We start from the raw sequence: 26,373 nt of genomic DNA, 5'->3' as shown, positions 1-26,373 counted from the left end.
CGGTATGTTATTTTCTCTTTTAAAACGAATTTATTTATTTTTAAAAGAGAAAATAACATCTGATAAACATCATTTTAAATAAAATTTAGCATTTTCATAATTCAAAAATCAAACTTATATCCTTAATTTTGAGGCGCAATTTTGTATGAAAAGTTTTTTCACATTTCTTTCTTTATGTATGATGATTTTTGGTTATTCTCAATCGAAGAGCAAAACCGTAAAGTCTGAAAACGAAAAAATTCAGGAAATCGAAATAGTGATTCTGGAAAACAAAAGTGATCAAAAAGCACTTGAAATTCTACGAAAAGCAGACCGACTTTATTACTTCAATTCCCCTCGCAGCCTTGATTCATACAGTTACAAAGCCTACGAAAAGGTTTCTCTGGATATTGATCAAGACAGTATTTCCAATTTTAAGGAAGCTTTCAATAAAAACATCCATATTTTCAACAAAAAGAAGCGTGATTCACTAAGTGATATTTCGGCAAGACAGATTTTCTCCAAAAGCAAACTTTTCCTCTGGGAACGGGCACAGGAATTTAAATATTCTAAAAGATTTGGCGAAAAAGTAAATATTTTGGACAACAGAATTTCAGGTTTAAAACAACCCATCAATGAGCTGATTACGCTTCAGAGCAACAGAAATAAAATTCCGCATCAGATCACTCAGGAGAACCGAAGTCTTTATCATTTTTTCCTTTCAGATACAATCGAACTGGACGGCAGAAAAACTTTTGTTATTAATTTCAGGGAAGTAAGCTACAAAAAGCCCATCAAAAAGAGAAAATTTACCGGAACCGTTTACATTGACACAGAGACATTCGGAATTAAAAAAATTGAAACCCTCAGCAGGGAAAATGATGAAAGCAAAATCTCCAGTACATGGACGTATTTCAATTCTAAATGGTTTCTTATCGAAGAAAGAGCAAAGCTCGAAATGAGTAGAATGGTAATGGAAGAAGATGCCGAACAAGACAAAAGTTCGGAGAAGCGTACACAAAAAAAAATAAGAAAAAGCTTCGGAACGTACGCCTATCTTTATGCTGAATATTTTGATTTTCAGTCGCCGACTGAGGAAAACAAAAATGACTTTAAAGGGTACACTTTCAATCTTAAAAATGCTGACGGAGAAACCCTTGACAAATACAGAACCAGACCTTTAAGCGACCGTGAAATGCGTACTTACAAGACCATCGACAGTCTCGGAAAAATTTACAGAATAGACAGCAAAGCCAAATTTGCAACAGGACTCATCAACGGGCAAATCAGAATAAAAAGTCTGGATTTTGATGTAGGTGAACTGGTAAATTATAACCTTTATGAAGGGATGAGACTTGGATTGAAGGCTAAAGTAAACGAAAACTTCGATGCTTACGTCTCACCAGATTACTATTTTGCTTATGGTTTCAAAGACGACAGCTGGAAATATGGTTTGGGAATAGATTTTAAAACCACACTAGAAAAAAACTCCTTTTTTAGAGTAGAATACAACGATGATGTCTATGCCTCAGGAGAATTCCACCGCAGATTATGGAATTTTAAAATGCGGATGATGAATTATGGAAACAACATCAACAACGACCGATATTACCATTACAAAGGCGTTTCTGTTTCTTATCTCAATGACGTTTCCAATGGCTTGACTTTAGCTTTTGCAGCAAGAAGAAATTACGAAGAGGCAAAATTTAATTACAATTTTAGAGACGAAGGTGCGGGGTTTCATAATTTCAACACGCTTTTTACGCTGAAATATTCCCCTAATTCAACGAATATCATGACACCCCAGGGAAAATCGATTGTAGAACAAAGAAATCCTGAGCTTTATTTTAATTTTGAAAAAAGTTTCAATGCTTTTGGTGGAGATTTCAATTATACCAGATTTGATGCGCTTTTCATCCATAATTTTAAAACTTTAATCGGAACTACAGGTTTCAGACTGTACGGAGGGATGGTTTTTGGCGACGCTCCGATCTGGAAAAACTTTACGATGAACGGGATGGCTTCCAACAGTCGGGATCTTAATTTTAACCTCACCTCATTCCTGGGTTTTGCTACTTTGGAAGGTGGAAAATATTATAACGACCGATTTTTAGCTTATTATTTTACACATCAACTGCCTTGGTATTTTAAAAGTTTCGGGCAGAATGTTTCGAGTGTAGATTTGGTTTTGAGAGGAACAATTGGGGCTATGAAAAGACCCCAAAATCATCAGTTTGAGTATCAGCAACTCGATAAACTCTATCAGGAAGTGGGTATGGAATGGAATAATTTCCTGTCAAGCTTTTTTAATTTAGGACTTTTCTACCGCGTCGGATATTATACGACAGGAAATTTTAAAGAAAATTTTGCAATTCAGTTTAAGCTTAAGCTTTTGCAATTTTAAATTTGAAATGAAATTTTTAGCTTTGCACTCAATACAATCTACAATGAAATCAATAGAAATAAAGGCCGACCCGTTTTTTGAAACTTTAAAACTGAGAGATGTTTCGATGTGGGAAATTTTCGCTCAGATGATTGATGGCGAAGAAAAAGAAATTATTTTTTTAAATGAAGACGACACCCTTCTGTTCAACTATGTTTTACCTGAAACCAAGGAAAAACTGGATGAAGACCGTAAAGAATTTTCAAAACAGTTCACTGAAAAACTTTCTCATTTAAACTAAAAATTCAGTTTAAAACTATCACTCCTATTTTGTGGCATTGTTTTTTCTTAGGCAAGAGGTAGGTCTTTCAGCAGAAAGATTTACTTAAACACCTTCAAAAAATTTATGCAAAAAATCTTTATTTTCATGTTTGCGGTATTCTGTGCGTCTCTCTATTCGCAATCCAGAATCATTGTAAAAAATGCAGCAAACCAACAGCCGATTTCCGGCGCGACCGTAAAATGCGGGAAAACCATTCTGGGAAAAACAAACGCATCCGGAGAACTTGAATTTAAAACCAAATGCAAGAAAGCTGATGTTTCGGCAAAAGGATTTTACGAAGACGAAGTAGTGGTAGACAAAGTGATGGAGGTTTTTCTAAGTACGGAAGACCCCAAAACAAAAAACATACAGACTGTAGTTCTCGAAAATAAAAGTGACCCAGAAGCGCTTAGAATTTTGCGTGAAGTCAACAACAGATATTCTGAAAATTCACCAAAAAGCCTTCCCTCCTATTCTTTTAAATCGTACGAGAAAATCTCTCTCGACATCGATGAAGACAGCATAAAAGCATATAATTCTTTTATCACAAGAAGAATTGATTCTTTGCAAAATCTTCCTGAAAAACCAATGAAAGCCGATGAGAAAAAAGATTCTCTGGAGTCTGTCAACATCATGAAACTGATCGGCACAAGCAAAATGTTTCTTTGGGAAAGAGCTTCCGAATTTTTATACTCTGAAAAACATGGCGAAAAAATAAATATTCTCGACAATAAAATTTCGGGGATGAAAGAACCGATTTATGAGCTGATCGCCTTCAGATCAAACAGGGACGACATTCCGAAAGAAATTAAAGAAGAAAACAGAAATCTGTATAGATTTTTCCTGACTGATTCTATTGAGATTGACGGAAGACAGAATTATGTTATCAGATTTAGAGAAGTTGGTTACAAAAAAATTCAGGATAACAGAAAATTCAACGGTTATATTTATGTTGATAAAGAATCTTATGCTTTGAAAAAGATTGAAAGTAATTCTAAAGTAAAAACCGACGGAACCATCACCAGCATCTGGAAACCAATTGACGGTAAATGGTTTTTAATTAAAGAAGATTTTAAACTCAAAATGGGTTCTGCAGCCATCAATTTTGATGGAACTACCAGTAAAAAAGATACCGAAGAAACAAAAGACCTCAAAAAGAAATTCGGAACTTATGCTTTTGCAACCGCTGATTATTTTGATTTTAAAACCAATACAGAAACCAATCCTAAAAATTTTAAAGGATACAGCATCAGCGTAGAAAATACAGATGGCAGCACGATAAATCAGTACAGAACCGAAGAACTTTCTGATCGTGAAGAAACGACTTACACCAAAATCGACAGCCTTAGTAATAAATACAAACTTAATCAAAAAGCAAAAGCATTAGCTGGATTGGTTCGTGGAAAACTTCGCTTGGGAATGGTGGATTTTGACCTTTCTAAAATTGTCGGATATAACAAATATGAACATTTCAGACTGGGAGCAGGAGCAAAACTGAACGAAAGATTCAACAAATACATTTCTCCAGATGCCTATTTTGCCTATGGAATTTACGACAAAGACTTCAAATTCGGTGCTGGTGTAGACATTAGAACAACGCTTGAAAAAAACTCATTCTTCAGAGTTGAATATTTTGATGATGTGATGGCGGCTGGACGTTTTTCAGAAAATCTCTGGAATTTCAGGATGAAACTGATGAATTCCGGAGTAGCAATCAACAATAATGTTTTCAACGGTTACAAAGGTTTTAAAGTAAGTTATGAAAATGATTTAACTAATGGTTTGACCTTAAATCTTTCAGCGAAAAGGACGACTGAAGAAGCACTTTTTGATTATAATTTTAACAATATGGGAAGGGAGTTTGATATGACATCTTCCACAATTACTTTAAAATATTCCCCGAACTCCAAAAATATTATGACTTCACAGGGAAAATATACTTACGATCAGCAGTTTCCTGAATTTTATTTTAATTATGAACAGGGCTACAAAACTTTAGGCGGAGATTTTAATTTCAGCAGATTGGATGCCTTGATTTCGCATAATTTCAAAACAAAATTAGGAGTTACTGGAGTTAGACTTTACGGAGGAATTATTACAGGAGACGCACCAATCTGGAAAAACTTCACCATGAACGGATTGGCAAATGGCCGCACAGGTTTCAATTTTAATCTGACTTCATACATTGGTTTTGCCACAATGGAGGGCGGAAAATACTACAGCGATAAATTTGTCGGAACGTATATTACACACAGAATTCCGTGGTACTTTAAAAGTATCGGTAAAAATGTATCAAGTTTTGATTTGATTTACCGTGGAATCATCGGCGATATGAAAAATCCTGAATTCCACCAGTTTGATTTCCAAAAACTGGATCACTTGTACAATGAAGTCGGTTTGGAATGGAATAATTTTCTTTCATCTCAATTCAATTTAGGTTTCTTTTATCGGGTAGGTCACTACAACACTCCAGGATTTAAAGATAATTTTGCAGTGCAGTTTAAATTTAAAATCTTAGGATTTTAAAATATGAGTAATGAGTAATTGGTAATGAGTAATATGAAAGCCTCTCGGAATTTAATTTTGAGGGGTTTTTATTTGAACTTTAAGGTCAGGAGGTTTTTGAGATGGATTAAGAATTTGCAGGCAAATTTAAGGAGTCTGTTTAATTTATATTTTACATTAAAAAATCTTAACAATTTAAATTTCTTAAGGTATCAATTTTTCCTGATCCTGAAAAATCTCAATCGTTTTTTTAGCTTCAGCAACATCGTGGACCCGGAGAATCTTCGTACCTCGTTCTAAAACTTTTAAGTGTAATTTCTGCGTTTCTACATTAATATCTAAAGGCGATTTCCCCAACGGTTTGTAGATAAAAGATTTTCTGGAAATACCGATGAGCAAAGGATATTTACCAAAACCAAAATATTCTGTTTCATCAATCATTTTCATCTGATCTTTCACCGTTTTTCCAAAACCAAAACCTGGATCTAAGATAATGTCTTTCACTCCTAAACTGAGAAGTTCAGCAGTTTTTTCAGAAAAATATTGGTTGATAGAAAGTGTGATATCCTGAAAATTAATTTTGTCATGCATCGTTTCATAAGACGGGTTCACATGCATCAAAATATATGGAAGTCCGGTTTTTGCGACTGTTTTAAACATTTCAGAATCAAACTGTCCGCCTGAAATATCATTCACTAAATCGATTCCTTCATCAAAACCAAACTTAACCGTTTCAGAATAAAATGTATCTATAGAAATCAAGGCTTCCGGAAATTCTTTTTTGATAGAAGAAATGATTTTTCCTAAACGTTTGATCTCTTCACTAAAACTCAAAAATTCCGCATTCGGCCTTGTTGATTGCGGACCGATATCGATGATTTCTGCTCCATCTTTCAGTAACATTTCTGCGTGTTTCAAAGCAGAAATTTCATCATTAAATTTTCCTCCGTCTGAAAAAGAATCAGGTGTGAGATTCAGGATTCCCATGATTTTGGGAGAACTTAAATCAATTAATTTTCCACTGCAATTTAATGAATGATGATTGATTGATGATGAATGATTTTGCATACTGCAAAAATACTAACTTCTGTTTAAAAAAATAAGTTGCGACTCCTGTTACCTAAAACCTAATTTGTATCTTTGAAAGATTAAGAAAATTTATGTCAAAAACTTCAGAGCAGTTCGGTAAAATCATCAGTGAATGCCGTGATCTTTTCAGTAAAAAAATGCACGATTACGGTGCAGCATGGAGGGTTTTACGACCGAGTTCTATTACCGATCAGATTTACATTAAAGTCAACAGAATCCGCACGTTGCAGATGACAGATGTGAAGATGATTGACGAAAGTGAGGAAGGAGAATTTATCGCCATCGTCAACTATTCCATCATCGGATTGATTCAGCTGGAGAAAGGTCTTTCTAACGATTTTAATGAAAATCCTGAAGAAATTTTAAGTCTTTACGACAAATATTCTGCCGAAGCCAAAGCTTTAATGGAAAAGAAAAACCATGACTACGGCGAGGCATGGAGAGATATGAGAATTTCTTCCATCACAGATTTAATCTACCAAAAAGTTTTACGCACCAAGCAAATAGAAGACAACCAGGGAAAAACTTTGGTTTCCGAAGGTTTGGACGCCAATTATTTTGACATGTTGAATTACGCTGTTTTCTGCCTGATAAAATTTTCTGAAACTCAACAAAAAGCTGAACTCAAATAATACAAAATATGATTAAAGGTTTACTGCGCATCGTTATCGCCATCATTTTCATTCTTTCAGGATTTGTGAAAGCCGTCGATTTGGTCGGTTTTTCCTTTAAAATGGAAGAATATTTTGAGCCCAATGTTTTCAACATGCCATTTTTAGAAAAATTTGCTTTGCTTTTTTCTATAATTATGGTCGTGCTGGAACTTTGGCTGGGATTGATGCTTTTGCTGAAGCTCAAACTAAAATTCACACTTTCTGCGCTCATCGCTTTGTGTGTTTTCTTTGGATTCCTGACATTCTATTCTGCCTATTTCAATGTGGTAACCGATTGCGGATGCTTCGGTGATGCTATTAAATTTACGCCTTGGCAAAGTTTTATTAAAGATATTGTTCTTTTAGTAGGATTAATCATTGTGTTTATAATGTATCGTAAAGAATTCAGAAAGACGGATGAGTACAGCTTTAATGAAACGAAAAGATCCTATGCTAAATTAAAATATGCTGTTTTAGGCGTGTGCTCTGTGGTTTTGATTTATTTTATGACGATGGGGATATTGAAGGAACCGTTAATCGACTTCAGAGACTATAAAATCGGTACAGATCTGAAAGCCGAAAAGAAGAAAATTGCTGCAAATCCTTTTGAATACAAAACGTTTTACTCAATGAAAAACGAAAAAACAAAAGAAGTAAGAAAAGTAAATCAGGACGATTACATCAAGCAGACAGAATATTGGGCAGAAAATACGCCGTGGAAAATTGAAGAGGGAAAAAATGAATCTGTTTTGGTGAAAGAAGGCTACAAATCTGAAATCGCAAAATTCAAAGTTGAAGATCCTAATGCTGTAGTGCTTACAGACGAAATCTTGAATGCTCCAGAGGCTATTATTATTTTCTCGTATCATCCAAATGAAGTTTCGCCAGAGCTTTTAAAGCAGGTGGAAGCAAAAGTGAATTTAAACAAAAACGCAGTAAAATACGGTGTTTCGACAATTCCAACGACTTTTAAAACTGTAAAAAATGCAATCATGGATGAAACTGCAATAAAAACTATTGCCAGAAGTAATCCTTTCGTTTTAACTTTAAAAAACGGAAAAATAATCGACAAACAACCTGCAAAAGATTATATCAAATAGCAGAAATTTGTTAAACTTAAATCTTGAATTTTAAATCTTAAATTATTAAAGCATGCAAAAATCTAATAAATCAATCGCCGGATATCACTTGTTAATGATCCTTTCATCTGTGGACGGCGAGTTTGCTCCCGAAGAAGGAATGTTGGTACAGCAATATTTGGCTGACGAATTTCCGTTTAAAATGAACTTAGATAACGAACTAGAAACCATCGCCCTGCTTCAACCTGAAGAATGGAAAGATCATTTTGAGTTTCACGGAAGATGTTTCCTTGAAGATTCTACTGAAAAGGAACGTTTAAATTTCATTCAGTTCGCTAAAACATTGATTAAAGCTGACGATATTGTGACCGACGAAGAGCACACTTTCTACGTTCTTCTGAAGAATCTTTGGAATTTAAACTAACACCAGAAGACAAATATTAACATGAAAAAAACTTGCCTGTCCCTCTTAATAATGAGTACAACAATGTTTCAGTCTCAGATTTTCCCTGAAATGAAAGCTCCGATTGCTGATAAAAAACAGCATCTGAGAAATATTCACGGTGACAAAGTGAACGATCCTTATTACTGGATGATTGATTATTTTAAAAAAGGAAAAGATTCTACGGAAGTTGTTGATTATCTTAAATCTGAAAATTCTTATTGGGAAGGAATGATGAAAGATACAGAACCTTTCAGAGAAAACCTTTTTAAGGAGATGAAGGCAAGAATCAAAGAAAAAGATGAATCTGTACCGGTTTTCAGAAAAGGATATTACTATTACACCCGAACTGAAACCGGAAAACAGTATTTTAAATATTGCAGAAAAAAAGACAATCTAAGCGCACCTGAAGAAATTCTTTTGGATGTAGATCAACTTGCGGAAGGTCATGCTTATTATTCTGCGGCAGGTTTCAGTATCAGTCCGGATAATTCTAAAATGATTTACGGAGTTGATGATGTTTCCAGAAGACAGTACAAATTATTTTTAAAAGACCTGAATACAGGGAAAACAACTGATTTAGGTATTAAAAATACTGCAGGTTCTGCAACTTGGGCCAATGATAACAAAACCATTTTCTACGTCGGAAAAAATCCTGAAACGCTTTTAACGGAGAAAATTTTCAGACATTCTTTAGGAACTGACTCGTCGAAAGACGTAATGGTTTATGAAGAAAAAGACAAAACCAATTACATTGGCGTTGGAAAATCGAAGAACGGAAAAATCATTATGATTGTTTCTTCGGCAACTACTTCTTCCGAAACAAGATACATCAATGCCGATGAGCCTAATGCAGCTTTCAAAGTTTTTCAGCCAAGGATGAAAGATGTTTTATATAATGTGACTGCTTTGGAAGACAAATTTTTAATCACAACCAACAAAGACGCACTGAATTTCAAAGTGATGGAAACTCCTTTGGATAAAACAGGTGTTGAAAACTGGAAAGATTTCATGCCACACCGAAAAGATGTTTTGATGGAAGGAATCAGTGAGTTTAAAAACTATTTGGTTTTCAGCGAAAGACAAAACGGACTTTCACAACTGGTAATCATTGACAGAAGAACGCATAAAAGAGAATTTTTAAAATTCGACGAAGCTGCTTACACCGTTTATCCATCAGGAAATCCTGAATATGATACAGATTATTTCAGATTCGGATATACTTCGATGATAACTCCGAGTTCACAGTATGAGCAGAATTTGGAGACAGGAAAAAGAACTTTATTAAAACAACAGGAGATTTTAGGCGGTTATAACAAAGCCAATTATGTAACGGAAAGACTTTTTGCCACAGCAAAAGACGGCACAAAAATCCCAATTTCTATTGTTTATAAAAAAGGATATAAAAAAGACGGCAACAGTCCGCTTCTACTCTACGCTTACGGTTCTTACGGAAGCTCGATGGATGCCACTTTCAGCAGTACAAGACTAAGTCTTTTGGATAGAGGTTTTGCTTTTGCCATTGCACACATTCGTGGCGGTCAGGAAATGGGAAGACAATGGTATGAAGACGGAAAAATGATGAAAAAGAAAAACACATTTACCGATTTCATCGACGCCGGAGAATTTTTAGTGAAAGAAAAATACACGTCACCAAAACATCTGTACGCTCAGGGAGGAAGTGCAGGCGGACTTTTGATGGGTGCTGTTGTCAATATGAAACCAGAACTTTGGAAAGGAGCAATTGCTCAGGTTCCGTTTGTAGATGTTATTAATACAATGTTGGATGAAAGTATTCCTTTGACAACCAATGAATACGATGAATGGGGAAATCCTAACAATAAAGAAGCATACGATTATATGAAATCTTATTCTCCTTATGAAAATATTGAAAGAAAAAACTACCCGAATTTATTGGTAACAACGGGTTTACATGATTCTCAGGTACAGTATTTTGAGCCAGCAAAATGGGTAGCAAAATTAAGAGATTTAAAAACCGATAAGAATGTTTTATTCTTAAAAACGGATATGGAATACGGTCATGGTGGTGCTTCCGGAAGATTTGATTACCTGAAAGATATTGCGCTTGAATATGCTTTCATGTTTAAACTGGAGGGAATTAATAAATAATTTAGCTCACGCAGATTAAAATTTGATTTAAAATAAAAAAACAAAAAGATAATATAGAACTATGAGACGTAAAATAGTTGCAGGAAACTGGAAAATGAACAAAAATGTGATTGACGCACAAAAATTGATGACAGAACTGCGTGATTACAAAAACAATAACACAACAAATTGTGAAGTTTGGATTGCTCCGCCAGCGTTATATCTGATGATGGCAAAAGATGTTTTTGAAAATGACGAAATCGGAGTTTTTGCTCAGGACATCAGCACTCACGAAAGTGGCGCTTACACAGGAGAAATCTCTGTCGATATGCTTGAATCTATCGATGCGGAAGGAACTTTAATCGGTCACTCAGAAAGAAGACAGTATCACGGTGAGAACGATGAGAGCTGTAACAAAAAAGTAAAACTGGCTTTGGATAAAGCCTTAGTTCCTGTCTACTGTAACGGAGAAACTTTAGAACAAAGAAAAGCCGGACAGCATTTTGACGTTGTAAAAGCACAGACTGAAACTGCTTTATTTACCTTGTCTGCAGAAGAAATTAAAAAAGTGGTAATCGCTTACGAACCTGTTTGGGCTATCGGTACAGGTGAAACTGCTACTCCTGCACAAGCTCAGGAAATTCACGCGCACATCAGAGGAATTATCGCAGAAAAGTACGGACAGGAAGTGGCTGACGAAGTGTCAATTCTTTACGGCGGTTCTGTAAAACCTGACAATGCAAAGGAAATTTTCTCTCAACCGGATATCGACGGTGGTTTGATCGGCGGTGCAGCGTTGAAAGTGGAAGATTTTTCTAAAATTATTGAGGGATTTAATTCTTAATTAAAATTTGGCTAAAGCCATCTGAAATTATTGTTCTAAAAACGGGCTGAAGCCCGTTTCTATTGAATAAAAAAAACACGTCAATCGACGTGTTTTTCTCTATTAATATTTCAGAAAATTTACCATTTTTCTTTCGATCTCTGTAAAACTTCATCCACCATTCCAAATTCTTTGGCTTCAGTAGAAGTCATCCAGTAATCTCTGTCAGATGCTTTTTCTACCCACTCATAAGTTTGTCCGGAATGCTCAGAAATGATGTCGTACAATTCTTTTTTCAGTTTCAACATCTCTCTCAGGTTGATTTCCATGTCAGAAGCAACACCCTGTGCACCACCGCTTGGCTGGTGAATCATCACTCTTGAATGCTTTAATGCTGAACGCTTTCCTTTTTCACCTGCAACTAATAATACAGCTCCCATTGAAGCGGCAATTCCTGTACAGATCGTTGCAACGTCCGGCTTAATGATCTGCATCGTGTCATAAATCCCCAAACCAGCGTAAACGCTTCCACCAGGAGAATTGATATAGATCTGAATATCTTTTGAAGGGTCAGCACTTTCTAAGAATAAAAGCTGCGCTGTAACGATATTCGCCACCTGATCGTCAATACCTGTTCCAAGGAAGATGATTCTGTCCATCATCAAACGTGAAAACACGTCCATTTGGGCAACGTTTAATCTTCTTTCTTCCATGATATATGGCGTAAGGTTAGTCGGGCCGTACATTCCCATATACTGATCGGTCACAAGACCACTGTTTCCTAAATGTTTTGTAGAGAAATCTCTAAATTCTTTTTTAATATCCATAGGTAATTAAATTATCTTTTCCTTTTGAGTGACTAATTTCGTTCCAAACAAATGTAAGGACATTATGGCAGATAGAGAAAATTTTAAATGAAATTTTTCACAAAAAGGCTCAATTTTCAGATTCAAAAATCACCTGTTTTTATAAGCTTTTTCCGTGGCGTTTTTGATTTTTTCGATGATTTCGTTGTGAGTAAAATCACTGTCAGCTTTTTCTGTCTTCAATAAAACGCCATTATCATAAAACCGCTCTGTAGACTCTTTGGTTTTTACAAAAATAATATCATTGGTCTTCTTCAATCTGTCTGCAGTTTCGTAGCATTCTGATCTCTCAATTTTTTGAATAAGAGAATCACTTTTCAGATCAAATGTGTACATTTTTTCACTATCACAAAGTTCGCCACTTGATTTAAGAACCAGATATTTCAATTTTCCATTGATGAAATAAGATTTTTGAGGCAGAAGACTATCATAGTTAAAATCAAATTCTTCAGCGTTATATTTTTGAATTGAATCTTTAAAATCACTTTTAAAATCAGAAAAAAGACTGTCATTCTTATTTCCACAATTGTACACTAAAAAAGCAAAAATCAGCACGTAAATTTGTTTCAATTTAATCATACCAATACACCTTTTTAATCGGAAATCCGGCTTTGGCAAAGGCTTTCACAAGATCGTTCCCAACATGTTCATTGTTATTAAAATGCAGATAGGTAAAAAAAGTTTCGCTGTTGGTGCTTCGGGTTTGCTGATTGTTGTTTTCGTCAATGCTTTTAGACTTGATCATGACTTCTCCCCCATCAGAATTCATGACAATATTAATGTCTTTTCCAATACTTGAAATTTTGGACAGATGAACTTCCTGTCTTTCCGTATAAGTCCGAAAACCGTTCTGCTTCCTGATTTCCACGCTCAGAATTTTATTTTTATCGATAGAAAATTCTTTTGTCAGCGTCAAGGTATCGCCATCAAAATTGGGATACTGAAATTGATTTTCGACTTCTTTCTTCAGTTCATCATTGAGGATTTTTACAATTTCTTTTTCCTGTGAAAAGCAGAATGAACTTATTAGAAGAAAAATTAAGATTGGTTTCATGGTTTTCAGTTTTAAATCAGAGATGTAATTTACTAAAAACGAAACAAATGCAGAGATATTATTTTTAGAATTAAAATTGAAAAATTACTTTCCGATTTCCTTCATCAGTTCAAAACAAAGCTGATCAATATTTCCCATTTTCGGGTTGAAAGCCGAAACATTGGATAAAATTACGACTGCCGTTTTGCTGTCAGTATCGATCGCCATTGACGAAGAATAGCCGCCTGTTCCCCCATTGTGCCAAAAGAGATCTTTGCCATTTTGGGATTTTAAAATATGCCATCCCAAACCCATTTTCATTTTTTCACTGACAGTAAAAGTGGGCGTTCTCGTCAGCGCAAGTTCTTTATTTTCTGAGTTAAACTGTGCTGCGGCAAACTTTGAAAGATCTTCAGTCGTTGATAAAATACCGCCGCCACCAAAGAGCACATCGAAATCCCAATTGGAAACCTTCTGTCCATCTGCATTCAGTCCGTCAACCAGTTTTGAACCTAAATCTTTTGAACTGGTGTAAGAATTATTCATTTTAAACCTGTCAAAAATTCTTTTCTGAAACAGTTGTGTAAACGTAGTTTTTTGCGACACAGCCATTGTATGTCCCAGCAATCCCGCTCCCAGATTGGAATACGCGTACTTTTTCTCTGCGTCAGGTTTTACATTTAAAACATTTTTCAGATAGTCATAAAGCTGCTCGCTTCCATAATTTTTGTAGGGATTGGAAATATCCGAAAGGTTAATATTTTCGGGAAGTCTCGGCAATCCAGAGGTGTGATTGGCTAAACTTTCAAAAGTAAATCGTGTATTATTTTTAAATGGAAACGGATAAAATCCGTTGATTTCCTGCGACAGTTTCAATTTTTTATCTGTAACCAAAGATGCCAGTACGGTGGAAGTAAAAACTTTCGTAAGCGAACCGATTTCAAAAACTTTATTCTGATTTTCAAATGGTTTCACGGTTTTATCTGATTTTAAAATTCCGTAATAATTTGTTTTTCCATCTTTAATGACAGCAATTGAAACCTGAGTGTTTGCGGGAAAATCTTTTGTTTTTGAAAATATAATCTCCGAAATTTCTTTTGGATAAACATTTAAACCATTTGCAGCCTGACTTTCAATGACATTATTTTTCTCAGTCACAGGCTGTATCAGAAGTCCGCTGATTTTATTGCCGGCATCCAGTGAAAGATGAATTTCCAGCTGAGCTCTATCAAAATCGGTTTTGTAAATTGCTGTTGCACCTTCTTTGGTGGTCAGCTCTTTTGAAGTGATTTTTCCGGCCTGGGATTTCAGTCCTGCAAGAAACTGTTTTGTACTTTCTAATGGCAATGCTTTCTGCATTTCAGCAGAAAACGATTTGAAAACAGCATCGTACTGATCAGAATTATACTGATTCTGAAAATTATTAATCGCTGTGGAATAATTGTCAGATTGTGCAGACAGAATATTTGACGTTAAGATCAAAACCAGTAAGAAAAACAGTTTTTTCATTGAGATTTATTTTGAATAAATTTAAACGCCAAAGATAAAATTATTTCAAAACAGAAAGAAATAATTTCAGCGATTAACATTTGATTTTTACTTTAAAATCAGACTTTCGTAATCTGCGACCACTCCAGTTTTGTAGCCATTTATCTTGAAAATTCTTTAAGGATCATAATCTTTTTACAGATTTTTTTTTCAAAGTCTAATCATTGTCTTGTTTAAAACCTTTTTATGTTGTTTTATACAGATACCACCCTTCCCCGATTTCCCGAATCATGATGATTCTACTCGGATTGGTTTCAGGAATTTTGGTCTTATCAGGTTCAAAAAAATATCCAACAGTGTTATCAAGCATTCCACCAATGGTAAATATAAAGCAACTTTCACAACGTAAATGATTATTCCCAAATGAGTTTAAATAGAGATTTTTAAGTTGGGTATTAAATTTTGAATTAAGATCTTTATTTGTCAGATGTGAATTTTTCTTTCTAAAAAGTTCTATCTCGTTTTTAAGGGCGACAATTTTTTCTTTATTTTCAGTAAAAAATTTTATCAGAAGATCGTCAGATTGAAGTGTTAATTTTGCATTCTCAATAATAAGTTTGAAATCATTTTTACTAGTTAAAGCACTATTCCCAATCTTTTTTTCAGCCTCGGCAAGTTTTTTGAAAATCACTGTCGGTCATTTTTTCAGATTCAAGAATCATCTGCTCCAGCATACCTGTCATGGCAAGCGACCGAAATGCAGTAATTTTCCAGATGCCTTCTTTTTCGAAATGAAGATAAGCATCAAAAGCTTTACCCAGCTTATCAGTTACGGTCACATTAACCACAGCAATACTGTCATTTTGATTTAATATTTTGAAATTGAGTTTTGCGTTTGGATCCAAATCACTTTTGTTGGGATGTCCCTCAAATTCATCTTTAGAATATTTTTTAATATCCGGAAAATCTGACAAAAGGAGTTTTTTCGCCAAATCTATCGGCTCATAATCCTGCCCGAAAACAACTACTGAATTCAAGATAATAAAAAGAAAAACCAACTTTATTTTCATTTCATTCCTGTTTTTAAAATTTTTATAAAAGATATAAAATTGTGACAAACATTATTTTAATCTCAGAGTTTTCTGAAATCTCAGATTTTGAAGAACAAGATTTTGAAAGAGATCAGTTTACACTTTCGTAATCGGCGACCACTCCAGTTTTGTAGCCAACTGTCTTGAAAATTCTGTAAGCATCATGATTTTCTTTAAAGAATCAAAATACTTTGCAGTATCATTTTCACCGTAGGTTTCCAGCTCTTTAGTCAGTTTTCTGATCAACAGATGAATGTAATAGTATTTGTGAATAAGGATGTTGGCTTCCACTTCATCCGCAAGATGATCACCTATGGCTGGCGGAAAAATATTTCGGGTAGACCAATCGCTGAGTTCGTCCGGAGAAAGCAATGCATCGGCAACTTTCAAAGTAATATCTTCATCCATTAAAGTGATAAAGAAGTTTCCGGCGCGGATTTCTTCATTTTCAATTCCTTCTTTAATATTTTCGATTATTTTCTGATTGGTAGGAATTTGAAATTCATAGTTTTCATCTTCAAAATGATGCAGAATCTCTTCAATTACACTGATTTCATATTTCTCATTATTAGCATCTTCTCTTTCCAGAACCATATCGCCAAACATCAGCATCGTATCAATCAGTTTATTTTCCTGGTGAATAATATTAAACTGAACAGAATCTTCCAGCTCCGTCTGCTGAGGAACGACTTCCAGCTTTGTTGGTTTCTGTTGCTCTTTCGGTTGATGCTGAGTCTGATTTTGCGTGATTTGCTTCTGAATATCCAGCTCATTAAAAAGACTCTGTTCTGAAAGTCCGAATTTACTGGAAACTTCCTTCAGGTAAACCTCTTTTTTTAAAGCGTTTTGCACAAAAGACACCGATTTTACGATGTTTCTGATGGCTTCTGCTTTTTTTATCGGGTCATTTCCGGCGTCTTTAAGAAGAATTTCAGCTTTAAAATCGATGAAATCTGTGGCTTCACTTTCGATGAATTTCTCCACATATTCCTGAGGATGTTTTCTGGCAAAAGAATCGGGATCATCACCGTCGGGGAAGAGAAGAACACGAATATTCATCCCTTCCGTCAAAAGCATATCGATACTTCTGAAACTTGCTTTTATCCCCGCATTATCGCCGTCAAAAAGAATGGTAACGTTTTCTGTAAGCCTTTTAATGAGCTTAATTTGCTCCGTAGTCAAAGAAGTTCCGGAACTTGCCACCACATTTTCAATCCCCGAAAGATGGAGTGAAATCACATCCATATACCCTTCCACCAAAAGACAGACATTCTTCTTTGAAATCGCCTGTTTGCTTTGGTTTAAACCATAAAGAACATTTGATTTATGGTAAATTTCCGTCTCCGGAGAGTTGAGATATTTGGCAGTTTTGACATTGCTTTTCAGAATTCGGGCTCCAAAACCTAAAACCCTTCCAGAAAAACTGTGAATCGGGAACATTACCCTCTCACGGAAACGGTCAAGTCCGTTCGGTGCATTTTCAGGAAAGATTGCCAAGCCGGATTTTTCTAAAATTTCTTTTGAATACCCTTTTTCAATGGCATATTCGGTGAAAGAATTTTTCTTTTCGGGAGAATATCCCAACTGAAACTTTCTGATGATATCATCTTTCAGTTCACGTTCTCTGAAATACGAAAGTCCGATACTTCTGCCTTCCTGATTTTCCCATAAAATATTCTGGAAATAATCGTTGGCAACTTCATGTATTTTATAGAGTAATTCGCGGTCGGTTTGTGCCTGTTTTGCTTCCTCTGAGAATTCCTGTCGGTCTTCTTCGATGTCTATACCATATTTTTTGGCAGCATGACGCAACGCTTCAGGATAAGTAAAATTTTCGATTTCCATTAGAAAAGAAATCGCAGTACCACCTTTCCCGGTGGAGAAATCTTTCCAGATTTGTTTACTCGGAGAAACTACAAAACTGGGCGATTTTTCTTCATGAAACGGACTCAGTCCTTTAAAATTAGACCCTGCTCTTTTCAACTGCACATATTCGCCCACAATTTCTTCAACGCGAATTGTGGAAAATATTTTATCTATGGTCTGTTTGGAAATCATTGGGGCAAAAATAGGTAAATTTATTCACTGTGATTTACATTTAGATTCACAGTTACCGAGCCATCTTCTGATAATTTCAATTGAGAAGCACATCTTTTTAAATAATCGCCTTTTTCATTTTTTGCATCAGAAGTAAAAAAAATCTCAAGTAGAAAAATAGAATTTGACAGCTTTTTTGACGAAAGATCTCTGCCACCAAAACCCGTTCTGAAATTTTCATGACCTAAAAACATTGAAACGATTTTATCATCTATCTGATTTATAATATACAGAGAAGAGTTTTTACCGGCATTCAGTTCTGCAACTATGTATTGTTTAATCTTACTCTTTTGAAAATATCCCAATACATACAGAGGAATTTCTCCGGTCATATTAGATCTTTCATAAAACTCTTCTTTAGGAATAAAAATAATTTTATCCTTTTTGATTTCTTCTAAACTTGCTCCCTCACTCAAATACCAATTAAACGATTCTTCACTTATTTCTTTTACATCAGGAATATTTTTTAATTTATTCAACTCCCTGACTGTATTATAATTGAAATACAATAAGTTCACACTTTCGCAGTTACCAATGGTAATTTTTTTCGAGCTTAAACAGGAAATATTTAAACTTATCATAAGTAGTAAAACTGTAAAACAAATATTTTTCATACATAAATCCATTTAATTTTTTGCTGAGGAAAGCTGATAATTATTAGAAATAACTTTAAGATTTTACTTCATTTTGTCATCCTGAAAGGATCTCAGCATCAACATAAATTTATATAGATTCTTTCAGAATGACAAATTAAAAGCTTAATTTACCTTAAATTTGGATATCATTAAATAAAAATTTCTGAAATGAGAAAAATCCTTTTGCTAACCCTTTCTATATTATCATTCACAAAAATTTACAGCCAGGAAATCATACCGCTTTGGGGTGAACAGATTCCCAATCAGAAAATAACTCAGGAGAAAGAAACATCCGTTGAGAAAACAATTGTGTGGATTGAAAATATTCAGAAACCGACTTTGGAAATTTATTTACCTTCCAAAAAAATTGCGACGGGAAAAGCTGTGGTGATTTGTCCGGGAGGAGGTTATAGAGGTTTAGCATATGACGGAGAAGGAACTGATATTGCCAAATGGTTTAATTCTAAAGGTATCGCAGCGTTTGTTTTAAAGTACAGAGTTCCAGCCTCGAAATCATTGATCATTCCTCACGAAGCACCGTTGCAGGACGCAAAAAGAGCAATCAGACTGGTAAGAAGCAACGCCAAAAAATGGAATATTTCAGAAAACCAGATTGGGATTATGGGATTTTCCGCAGGCGGTCATCTTGCATCCACTTTGGGAACTCATTTTGAAAGTGAAGACAAACTGCCAAAATCAGACATAGAAAGCATCAGCGCAAGACCCGATTTTATGATTTTAATTTATCCTGTAATCACAATGGAAGCTTTTGGCCATCAAGGTTCAAGAGAAAATTTACTGGGAACAAAACCGAGTCAGGAATTGGTACATTATTATTCTAATGAGCTTCAGGTGACGAATAAAACACCTCCCACTTTTCTATTGCATTGCTCTGATGACAAAACCGTTCCTGTAAAAAACTGTCTTGTTTTCTATGAAGCATTACAGAAAGAAAAAGTAGAATCAGAGATCCATATTTTTCCAAAAGGTGGCCACGGTTTTGGTTTAGCTATTGGAAAAGGTCATTTAGAAAATTGGACAGATAATCTGTATGAATGGATTTTGAGTTTAAAGTGATTTCCATCCTAAATATTGCTTATTTGAACCATTAAGAATCATTAAATTGTTAAGCTTATTAAGTAAATATCTGAAGATATTTATTAAGATGACTTCATAAATTTTGATAATTTTAATTTTGACAACCTTAACCTTAACCTTAACCTTAACCTTAACCTTAACCTTAACCTTAACCTTAACCTTAACCTTAAAATACATTTCCCTTCTTTCATAAAATATCAACCTCTAAAAGTTTTGAAAGATTAAAACGTTTCCTAATTTTACAGCCTCAAATAAATTGCATGCATTTCGAGATAAGAAATTTAGAACAATGGCAGGATGTGGTAAACGAAATTTTGCCACAATTGAAACACAATATTCTTTTACTTAAAGGAAATTTAGGTGCGGGAAAAACTACTTTCACACAGGTTTTACTGAAAAACTTAGGCAGCGAAGACGAGGTCAATTCTCCCACTTACTCGATTGTAAATGAATACAGTTCGCCAAAAGGAAAAGTTTTCCATTTCGATTTGTACCGTCTGAAAAACATCAATGAAGTGTATGACATCGGTATTGAAGAATACCTCGACAATTCGTTCCTGTGTATTATTGAATGGCCTGAAGTGTATGAAGAAGAGCTCGAAGGACTTGGCTTCCACAGCATGAATATTGAAAATAATGGCGAAAGCAGAAATATTTCTTTCGAATAATGAAGGGTTTGAAATAATTCTATAATTATTTAAATTTAAAATACTGATTTAAAACCAATAGCAAAAAGCCAATTGCCATCAGCGAGTTAATCTGTATATTTGCCCTGTGAAACCGATTGATTTTTAAATTATCAATCAAAAAAAATCATCCTGAAAAATGAGCACCACCAATATTTTCACTCCGTTTACCGAAGAAGAACTGATGCCTAAAGAAGAAAAACTTGAGGTCATTAAAAAAGGTAAACAGTTTAGTATAGGAATCCCCAAAGAGACTTGCCTCAATGAAAGGCGTACGTGTATCACACCCGATGCCGTGCAGGTTTTGGTAGAGCATGGCCACGAAATCATTATAGAATCGGGAGCGGGACAGGGATCTTTTTTCACCGATCTTCAGTATTCTGAGTCGGGAGCGAGAATTACCAATGATCCTAAAGAGGCTTTTGGGCAGGATTTAGTTTTAAAAATTAATCCGCCAACTGATGAGGAAATTGAGTATTTCAAGCCTAATACTTACCTGGTCTCTGCACTTCAAATTAATCTTAGAGACAAAGACTATTTCTGCCGACTTGCCGAGAAAAAAATTAATGCCATTGCTTTTGAATTTATCTTTGATGAGTACAAACAACTGGCTTTAGTAAGATTAATCGGCGAAATCGCAGGAACAGTTTCTATTTTATATGCTTCAGAACTTCTTGCACTTTCCAACGGTTTGATGCTGGGCGGAATTACAGGAGTAAGACCTACAGAAGTAGTCATCATCGGAGCCGGAATTGTAGGAGAATTTGCTACAAAAGCTGCTATCGGATTGGGTGCAAGCGTAAGAGTTTTCGATAATTCACTTTCAAAACTGAGAAGACTTCACACTTTGGTCGACAGCAGAGTTCCAACTTCTATTATTGACCCGAAAGAGCTTAAAAAAGCATTGAGAAGAGCCGATGTAGTGATTGGAGCACTTCCGAGAATGAATATGACGCCGATTGTGACCGAAGAAATGGTTTCAAAGATGAAAAAAGGTACTGTAATCATTGATATTACAATTGATAATGGTAAAGTGATTGAGACTTCTGAACTGACTACTATGGAAAATCCTTATATCATTAAACACGGTGTAATTCACTGCGGATTGCCAAATCTCACGTCAAAAATGCCAAGAACAACTACCAAGGCAATATCGAATTTCTTTCTGTCTTATGTTCTGAATTACGACGAAGAAGGCGGTTTCGAAAATATGCTTCTCCGTAAAAACGAAATGAAACAGAGCCTTTACATGTACAAAGGCAGACATACCAAAAAAATCATTTGTGACCGCTTCGGGCTGACGTATCATGATATCAATCTTTTAATTTTCTAAATGAGAAAAATCAAATTTTTTGCATTCGGGCTTATTCCCGGATTAATCGTTGTATTTTTTGTTCTAAATAAAAAAGGTGCAAGCTGCAGCGGATACCTTCCCAACAGCCGCGTCATCGCCGAAACCTTGTCCAAAGATTTTAAATATTCTGAAAGTTTCAAAACTGAAATGAATACTTTAAAAGTAAATGAGAAATTCTTAAAAGACAGCATTATCACTTTGGGAAAAATAGATTTTGACCGAAGCAAAGCTCAGCAAAAGCCCTGCCCGAGCTATCTGATGACGTATCCTGAGAAAAATCCGAGGTATGAAATTACGTTTGAGAAATGTGAGGAAAATGCAGTTTTGAACTCTTTGAAAAAGCTTAGGTAAATCATCTGAAATTTACTTTAAAATATGGACGGCAACCTCTATCTCATTCAGGATTATCTGATTTTTATCGGAGTTTTTGCCATTTTCATTTTTTTAACGGCTTCCATTTATCTTTTCAGTCAAAATCAAAGGCTTAAAAATAAGAATATAAAACTTTCCGAAAGCAACAAACTGATTCAGAGTAGATTGAATGAAGTTCAGCTTGAACATATCGGAACGAAACTGAATCCGCATCTGTTTAAAAACATCCTCAATTCCGTTCAGTCACATGCCTATCAGACTTACATGTCGCTTGACAAACTGGCGAATGTTCTGGATTATATTCTCTACGAAAGCAATAACAAATTTGTAAGTCCGAAAGAAGAACTGAGTTTTGCTTTAAGTCTTATCGAAATCAATAAAATCAAGGTCAATCCACTTTTTGACTTCAGAATTAAATCTAAAATTGATAAATCGGATTCCGTTTTTGAAGAAAAAGTTTTTGCTCCGCTGATTTCTGTCGATTTAATTGAAAATGCTTTTAAACACACAGATTTTCTGGCACATGATTCTTTTATCTCAATTCAATTGGAGCTCAATGACGGAATTTTCATGATGAAAGTAAGCAACAAGGCTTCACTTAAAAATGTACTTCATAAAGACCACAGCGGTTTTGGAAGCCAGTCTTTAGATCAGAGGCTGAAAATGATTTACAATAATTTCTATACCCTTCAGAAAAACTCAAAAAACGGTATCTTCACCGCAGAATTAACAATCAATTTAGGCGAATTCTATGATAAAATGCGTTATTCTTGATGATGAAATACTGGCGATAAGCTATCTGAAACTTCTGTGCGAACAAATAGAAAACGTGGAAGTTGTAAAGGCTTTCAACGATCCTAAAATCTTCCTCAGCGAAATAGAAAACATCGATTGTAACCTCTGTATTTTAGACATAGAAATGCCGGGAATGACTGGTCTGCAGGTTGCCGAACTGATTTCCGGTTCAAAAAAAATTATTTTTACCACCGCCTACAAAGAATATGCTGCCGAAGCTTTTGACCTGAATGTGGTGGATTATGTGAGAAAACCCATCAAAAAAGAAAGACTGGTTCAGGCTTTCGAAAAAGCTGCGGATCTTATGGTCACAACCCAAAGAAAAGAATTTATTGAATGGAATACCAACATCGGGAAATCCACGATTTTCACGGAGCAGATTGCCTACATCAAAACCTCTGAAATCGACAGCCGCGACAAAGATATTATTCTGAAAGACGGAACGGTGATTGTTTTGAAAAATTTAAATTTTAAATCTCTTTTGGAAATGCTTCCGGCAAAAGATTTCGCACAGGTTAACAAAAAGGAAATCATTGCCTTATCTTCTGTTAAGGTTTTATCCACCAACGAAATTATCACGACTATTTCTACAGAATCTGATCATTTTTTGAAACTGCAAATTGGGGAAACATACAGAAATTCTTTGATGGAAATGTTTGGGAAATGATTTTTGATTTTTTTTATGAATGTATGTTATTAGTAATAAATTAGTTTTAACTACTTGTTTGTCATTCCTAGGAATTTAAACTGCTTTATATTCAGCATGTTGAGATTCCTAGGGAATGACAAAATGAATGCTGATTTTTGTGTTATTATTAGAAACGGAAATTTATATTTTTTTTAAAAAATTGCGGGAATTTTTAACACAAAGTGCACGAAGTTTTCTTCATCATCTTAATGTTTTCAAGGTTTACAAAGTCGTAAACCTTGAAAAAACATGAGGTTTCACAATTAATACTTAAGAGAAATTTTACCTGTAAATAAACCGAAAATTTATACTCTCCTATATCAAAATCATTTTCATTACATTATTCCAATCATTCATTACATTTCAAGTAAAACAGGTTAAAACATCCGTTTATTCTTAAGAAATTTGCACTTTAATAAATAGACTGAATGATTATGGCGAAGTATAGAAATATTATTTTTTATGTAGCAACGATTGTCTTTTTCTCCGGATTGATGTACTGGTTTTTTGTGGAAGGTAAAACGCTTGAAATTGGTGAAAATATTCCACCTGCAAAGGCTTCGGGAAACACAATGTGGGAAACGTTTACTGATTCCTTTTTATCAAATCTTCATCATCCGTTGGCACTTTTGCTTACCCAAATTGTCACAATAATCATGGTGGCAAAACTGTTCGGCTGGATTTGTGTGAAACTGAAACAGCCTTCCGTGATCGGAGAAATGATTGCCGGAATCGTGCTGGGACCATCGCTTTTCGGAATGTATTTTCCTGAAATCTCCGCCTTTCTTTTTCCTAAAGAGTCCTTGGGAAATCTCCAGTTTTTAAGTCAGATCGGTTTAATTCTGTTCATGTATATCGTAGGAATGGAGCTTGATTTAAGTGTTTTAAGAAAAAAAGCACATGATGCGGTGGTTATCAGTCATGCAAGTATTATTATTCCGTTTGCTTTGGGTGTTGGACTTTCTTATTTCATCTATAAAGAATTTGCTCCGGAAGGCATTCAGTTCAGTTCGTTTGCTCTGTTTATAGCCATTGCGATGAGTATTACGGCTTTTCCCGTTCTCGCCAGAATTGTTCAGGAACGGAATTTACATAAAACCAAAATCGGAACCGTCGTTATCACCTGTGCAGCAGCCGATGACATTACGGCATGGTGTATTTTGGCAGCGGTTATTGCTGTGGTAAAAGCCGGATCTTTTTCGGGTTCAATTTTCGTCATCATTATGGCAATTGTGTACGTTTTCATTATGATCAAAGCGGTAAGACCGTTTTTACACAGAATTGCAGAGTCTCAGAAAGGAAAAGGTTTTATCAGCAAAGGACTTGTTGCTGTGTTTTTCTTAATCTTAATTATCTCGGCTTACGCAACAGAAGTGATTGGAATTCACGCTTTATTCGGAGCTTTTATGGCAGGAGCGATTATGCCTGAAAATGTGAAGTTCAGAAACCTTTTCATCGAAAAAATAGAAGATGTTGCCTTGGTTTTACTGCTTCCATTATTCTTCGTATTTACAGGTTTAAGAACACAAATTGGATTATTAAATGACCCGCATCTTTGGAAAATCGGTGGATTTATTATTTTGACTGCAGTTGTCGGGAAATTTGTCGGAAGTGCATTGACGGCAAAATTTTTAAAACTCAGCTGGAAAGACAGTCTCACCATCGGAGCCTTGATGAATACGAGAGGCCTGACTGAATTAATTGTTTTAAATATTGGTTATGATTTAGGTGTTTTAGGCCCTGAACTGTTTGCGATGCTGGTCATCATGGCATTATTTACCACATTTATGACGGGACCTTGTCTTGACCTTATCAATTACCTATTTAAAGGAAAAAAATCTTCATTGGAAGAAGAAGATAATCATGAAGATAACGATGTAAAATACAGAGTTCTTTTATCTTTTGAAACGCCGGCTTCAGGAAGTACTTTGTTGAAACTCGCAGATAATCTGACCAATAAAATGAACGGCAACAAAAGCATCACAGCAATGAATATCGCTCCTGTAGACGAGTTGCACGCTTTTGACATTGAAGATTTCGAAAAGGAACAGTTTAAAAACGTTATTGAAACTTCTGAGGAGCTTTCACTCGAAGTGACAACACTTTTCAAGGCTTCTACAGATTTGGAAAATGATTTAACAAATATTTCAAACAAAGGAAATTATGATTTGCTCTTAATTATGCTCGGGAAATCGATGTACGAAGGAAGTTTGCTCGGAAGACTTTTAGGTTTTACCACAAAAATCATCAATCCTGAAAAGTTACTGAATACCGTAAAAGGGAAAAGCAATATTTTCAACAATTCGCCATTTGACGATTCTACGTTGCAGATTCTGGATAATACCAATATTCCTGTAGGTGTTTTGGTGGACAGAAAATTTGATTCAGCCGACAGGGTTTTTATTCCGATTTTTAATTTAAGCGATTTTTATCTGCTTGAATACGCTAAGAGGCTGATTAATAATAACAATTCTCAAATTGTCATTTTGGATGTTGCAGGACAGATCAGAAATAATATTGAAGTAAAAGAATTGATCAGAAGTATCGAGCAGGTTGCTCCCAATCACATCACTTTATACAACGAAAAACAGATTGAGAAAGAATTTCTTGATGCTCAGAATCTGATGCTGATCAGCAAAAAAAGCTGGCGTGGGTTAATTGATTCAAAGAGTCTTTGGCTATCTGATATCCCTTCCACTCTGATTATTTCGAATCCTTAATTTTAGTTTCATATTTTCATAGAAAAGCATTCTTTTTTAAATTTAAAAGAATGCTTTTTTTATTTT

24 protein-coding genes are annotated in these 26,373 nt (G+C 35.0%); 15 read left to right on the top strand and 9 right to left on the bottom strand.

Features of this window, described 5'->3' with window-relative positions:
• Window positions 1–145: 145 nt before the first annotated feature.
• From AC2A1G_RS01350 to AC2A1G_RS01340, 3 genes are all read left to right on the top strand, one after another.
• Complete coding sequence (locus tag AC2A1G_RS01350; protein ID WP_484045160.1) at window positions 146–2,383, top strand: hypothetical protein; 2,238 nt, start codon at window positions 146–148, stop codon at window positions 2,381–2,383.
• A gap of 43 nt (window positions 2,384–2,426) precedes the next feature.
• Window positions 2,427–2,663 (top strand): hypothetical protein, encoded by a 237-nt coding sequence (locus AC2A1G_RS01345; RefSeq protein ID WP_262151859.1) that lies wholly within the window; start codon window positions 2,427–2,429, stop codon window positions 2,661–2,663.
• A gap of 105 nt (window positions 2,664–2,768) precedes the next feature.
• Window positions 2,769–5,210 carry a DUF5686 family protein gene (locus AC2A1G_RS01340; protein WP_484045159.1) on the top strand — a complete coding sequence of 814 codons (2,442 nt, stop codon included), beginning with the start codon at window positions 2,769–2,771 and terminating at the stop codon, window positions 5,208–5,210.
• A gap of 183 nt (window positions 5,211–5,393) precedes the next feature.
• Here the strand turns inward: AC2A1G_RS01340 and folP are convergent, their stop codons facing one another.
• Complete coding sequence (gene folP, locus AC2A1G_RS01335) at window positions 5,394–6,257, bottom strand: dihydropteroate synthase (RefSeq protein WP_484045158.1); 864 nt, start codon at window positions 6,255–6,257, stop codon at window positions 5,394–5,396.
• Between the two features lie 92 nt (window positions 6,258–6,349).
• On the opposite strand from folP, the gene AC2A1G_RS01330 reads away from it, so the two are divergent.
• The 5 genes from AC2A1G_RS01330 (at window position 6,350) to tpiA (ending at window position 11,405) form a co-directional block, all read left to right on the top strand.
• Window positions 6,350–6,910 carry a DUF1599 domain-containing protein gene (locus AC2A1G_RS01330; RefSeq protein ID WP_484045157.1) on the top strand — a complete coding sequence of 187 codons (561 nt, stop codon included), beginning with the start codon at window positions 6,350–6,352 and terminating at the stop codon, window positions 6,908–6,910.
• An 8-nt stretch (window positions 6,911–6,918) separates the two neighbouring features.
• Window positions 6,919–8,031 (top strand): BT_3928 family protein, encoded by a 1,113-nt coding sequence (locus tag AC2A1G_RS01325; RefSeq protein WP_484045156.1) that lies wholly within the window; start codon window positions 6,919–6,921, stop codon window positions 8,029–8,031.
• 52 nt (window positions 8,032–8,083) lie between these two features.
• Window positions 8,084–8,434 carry a tellurite resistance TerB family protein gene (locus AC2A1G_RS01320; RefSeq protein WP_484045155.1) on the top strand — a complete coding sequence of 117 codons (351 nt, stop codon included), beginning with the start codon at window positions 8,084–8,086 and terminating at the stop codon, window positions 8,432–8,434.
• 21 nt (window positions 8,435–8,455) lie between these two features.
• A complete protein-coding gene (locus tag AC2A1G_RS01315; protein WP_484045154.1) occupies window positions 8,456–10,582 on the top strand; it encodes a S9 family peptidase in 2,127 nt (708 codons plus the stop codon).
• A gap of 61 nt (window positions 10,583–10,643) precedes the next feature.
• Complete coding sequence (gene tpiA / locus AC2A1G_RS01310; protein WP_484045153.1) at window positions 10,644–11,405, top strand: triose-phosphate isomerase; 762 nt, start codon at window positions 10,644–10,646, stop codon at window positions 11,403–11,405.
• Between the two features lie 119 nt (window positions 11,406–11,524).
• Here the strand turns inward: tpiA and clpP are convergent, their stop codons facing one another.
• The 8 genes from clpP to AC2A1G_RS01270 all read right to left on the bottom strand — a co-directional run bounded on the left by clpP (window position 11,525) and on the right by AC2A1G_RS01270 (window position 18,573).
• Window positions 11,525–12,211, bottom strand: a complete 687-nt coding sequence (gene clpP / locus AC2A1G_RS01305; RefSeq protein WP_484045152.1) for an ATP-dependent Clp endopeptidase proteolytic subunit ClpP — start codon at window positions 12,209–12,211, stop codon at window positions 11,525–11,527.
• Window positions 12,212–12,340: 129 nt separating this feature from the next.
• Window positions 12,341–12,829, bottom strand: coding sequence for a hypothetical protein (locus AC2A1G_RS01300; RefSeq protein WP_484045151.1), 489 nt, complete (start codon window positions 12,827–12,829; stop codon window positions 12,341–12,343).
• Window positions 12,822–13,304, bottom strand: a complete 483-nt coding sequence (locus AC2A1G_RS01295; protein ID WP_484045150.1) for a hypothetical protein — start codon at window positions 13,302–13,304, stop codon at window positions 12,822–12,824. Before AC2A1G_RS01295 ends, AC2A1G_RS01300 begins: the two co-directional genes overlap by 8 nt.
• 84 nt (window positions 13,305–13,388) lie before the next feature.
• Complete coding sequence (locus tag AC2A1G_RS01290) at window positions 13,389–14,792, bottom strand: serine hydrolase domain-containing protein (RefSeq protein WP_484045149.1); 1,404 nt, start codon at window positions 14,790–14,792, stop codon at window positions 13,389–13,391.
• A 223-nt stretch (window positions 14,793–15,015) separates the two neighbouring features.
• Complete coding sequence (locus AC2A1G_RS01285; RefSeq protein WP_484045148.1) at window positions 15,016–15,462, bottom strand: hypothetical protein; 447 nt, start codon at window positions 15,460–15,462, stop codon at window positions 15,016–15,018.
• Entirely contained in the window at window positions 15,434–15,841 is a 408-nt protein-coding gene (locus AC2A1G_RS01280; RefSeq protein WP_484045147.1) for a hypothetical protein, read from the bottom strand. Before AC2A1G_RS01280 ends, AC2A1G_RS01285 begins: the two co-directional genes overlap by 29 nt.
• Window positions 15,842–15,958: 117 nt before the next feature.
• The gene (gene dnaG / locus AC2A1G_RS01275; RefSeq protein WP_484045146.1) at window positions 15,959–17,920 is read right to left on the bottom strand and encodes a DNA primase; all 1,962 of its coding nucleotides are present in this window, start codon (window positions 17,918–17,920) and stop codon (window positions 15,959–15,961) included.
• A gap of 20 nt (window positions 17,921–17,940) precedes the next feature.
• Window positions 17,941–18,573, bottom strand: a complete 633-nt coding sequence (locus tag AC2A1G_RS01270; protein WP_484045145.1) for a hypothetical protein — start codon at window positions 18,571–18,573, stop codon at window positions 17,941–17,943.
• A gap of 189 nt (window positions 18,574–18,762) precedes the next feature.
• Here AC2A1G_RS01270 and AC2A1G_RS01265 point away from each other — a divergent pair, with 189 nt between their 5' ends.
• The 7 genes from AC2A1G_RS01265 to AC2A1G_RS01235 all read left to right on the top strand — a co-directional run bounded on the left by AC2A1G_RS01265 (window position 18,763) and on the right by AC2A1G_RS01235 (window position 26,307).
• On the top strand, window positions 18,763–19,671 hold the full coding sequence (locus AC2A1G_RS01265; RefSeq protein ID WP_484045144.1) for an alpha/beta hydrolase: 909 nt from the start codon (window positions 18,763–18,765) through the stop codon (window positions 19,669–19,671).
• Between the two features lie 281 nt (window positions 19,672–19,952).
• Complete coding sequence (gene tsaE, locus AC2A1G_RS01260) at window positions 19,953–20,360, top strand: tRNA (adenosine(37)-N6)-threonylcarbamoyltransferase complex ATPase subunit type 1 TsaE (RefSeq protein WP_484045143.1); 408 nt, start codon at window positions 19,953–19,955, stop codon at window positions 20,358–20,360.
• Window positions 20,361–20,517: 157 nt separating this feature from the next.
• Entirely contained in the window at window positions 20,518–21,711 is a 1,194-nt protein-coding gene (locus tag AC2A1G_RS01255; RefSeq protein ID WP_484045142.1) for an alanine dehydrogenase, read from the top strand.
• Window positions 21,712–22,083, top strand: a complete 372-nt coding sequence (locus AC2A1G_RS01250) for a hypothetical protein (RefSeq protein ID WP_484045141.1) — start codon at window positions 21,712–21,714, stop codon at window positions 22,081–22,083. It begins immediately after the preceding gene.
• A gap of 24 nt (window positions 22,084–22,107) precedes the next feature.
• Complete coding sequence (locus tag AC2A1G_RS01245) at window positions 22,108–22,878, top strand: histidine kinase (protein WP_484045140.1); 771 nt, start codon at window positions 22,108–22,110, stop codon at window positions 22,876–22,878.
• A complete protein-coding gene (locus tag AC2A1G_RS01240) occupies window positions 22,856–23,566 on the top strand; it encodes a LytR/AlgR family response regulator transcription factor (protein WP_484045139.1) in 711 nt (236 codons plus the stop codon). The genes AC2A1G_RS01245 and AC2A1G_RS01240 overlap by 23 nt, the downstream gene beginning before the upstream one ends.
• Window positions 23,567–24,021: 455 nt before the next feature.
• Window positions 24,022–26,307 carry a cation:proton antiporter gene (locus AC2A1G_RS01235; protein ID WP_484045138.1) on the top strand — a complete coding sequence of 762 codons (2,286 nt, stop codon included), beginning with the start codon at window positions 24,022–24,024 and terminating at the stop codon, window positions 26,305–26,307.
• Window positions 26,308–26,373: the final 66 nt, after the last annotated feature.

Source organism: Chryseobacterium sp. HNCC26DJ240 (genome assembly GCF_057180485.1).
The sequence above is the reverse complement of the archived record's forward strand: the minus strand, read 5'-3'. Positions and strand labels throughout refer to the sequence as shown.

Coding starts and splice junctions, on each gene's coding strand:
- AC2A1G_RS01350 (WP_484045160.1), top strand. CDS start 146: ATGAAAAGTTTTTTCACATTTCTTTCTTTATGTATGATGATTTTTGGT.
- AC2A1G_RS01295 (WP_484045150.1), bottom strand. CDS start 13,304: ATGAAACCAATCTTAATTTTTCTTCTAATAAGTTCATTCTGCTTTTCA.
- dnaG (WP_484045146.1), bottom strand. CDS start 17,920: ATGATTTCCAAACAGACCATAGATAAAATATTTTCCACAATTCGCGTT.
- AC2A1G_RS01270 (WP_484045145.1), bottom strand. CDS start 18,573: ATGAAAAATATTTGTTTTACAGTTTTACTACTTATGATAAGTTTAAAT.
- AC2A1G_RS01255 (WP_484045142.1), top strand. CDS start 20,518: ATGAGCACCACCAATATTTTCACTCCGTTTACCGAAGAAGAACTGATG.
- AC2A1G_RS01290 (WP_484045149.1), bottom strand. CDS start 14,792: ATGAAAAAACTGTTTTTCTTACTGGTTTTGATCTTAACGTCAAATATT.
- AC2A1G_RS01265 (WP_484045144.1), top strand. CDS start 18,763: ATGAGAAAAATCCTTTTGCTAACCCTTTCTATATTATCATTCACAAAA.
- AC2A1G_RS01245 (WP_484045140.1), top strand. CDS start 22,108: ATGGACGGCAACCTCTATCTCATTCAGGATTATCTGATTTTTATCGGA.
- AC2A1G_RS01300 (WP_484045151.1), bottom strand. CDS start 12,829: ATGATTAAATTGAAACAAATTTACGTGCTGATTTTTGCTTTTTTAGTG.
- AC2A1G_RS01315 (WP_484045154.1), top strand. CDS start 8,456: ATGAAAAAAACTTGCCTGTCCCTCTTAATAATGAGTACAACAATGTTT.
- AC2A1G_RS01280 (WP_484045147.1), bottom strand. CDS start 15,841: ATGAAAATAAAGTTGGTTTTTCTTTTTATTATCTTGAATTCAGTAGTT.
- AC2A1G_RS01330 (WP_484045157.1), top strand. CDS start 6,350: ATGTCAAAAACTTCAGAGCAGTTCGGTAAAATCATCAGTGAATGCCGT.
- AC2A1G_RS01340 (WP_484045159.1), top strand. CDS start 2,769: ATGCAAAAAATCTTTATTTTCATGTTTGCGGTATTCTGTGCGTCTCTC.
- clpP (WP_484045152.1), bottom strand. CDS start 12,211: ATGGATATTAAAAAAGAATTTAGAGATTTCTCTACAAAACATTTAGGA.
- tsaE (WP_484045143.1), top strand. CDS start 19,953: ATGCATTTCGAGATAAGAAATTTAGAACAATGGCAGGATGTGGTAAAC.
- AC2A1G_RS01320 (WP_484045155.1), top strand. CDS start 8,084: ATGCAAAAATCTAATAAATCAATCGCCGGATATCACTTGTTAATGATC.
- AC2A1G_RS01250 (WP_484045141.1), top strand. CDS start 21,712: ATGAGAAAAATCAAATTTTTTGCATTCGGGCTTATTCCCGGATTAATC.
- AC2A1G_RS01240 (WP_484045139.1), top strand. CDS start 22,856: ATGATAAAATGCGTTATTCTTGATGATGAAATACTGGCGATAAGCTAT.
- AC2A1G_RS01345 (WP_262151859.1), top strand. CDS start 2,427: ATGAAATCAATAGAAATAAAGGCCGACCCGTTTTTTGAAACTTTAAAA.
- AC2A1G_RS01325 (WP_484045156.1), top strand. CDS start 6,919: ATGATTAAAGGTTTACTGCGCATCGTTATCGCCATCATTTTCATTCTT.
- AC2A1G_RS01235 (WP_484045138.1), top strand. CDS start 24,022: ATGGCGAAGTATAGAAATATTATTTTTTATGTAGCAACGATTGTCTTT.
- folP (WP_484045158.1), bottom strand. CDS start 6,257: ATGCAAAATCATTCATCATCAATCAATCATCATTCATTAAATTGCAGT.
- tpiA (WP_484045153.1), top strand. CDS start 10,644: ATGAGACGTAAAATAGTTGCAGGAAACTGGAAAATGAACAAAAATGTG.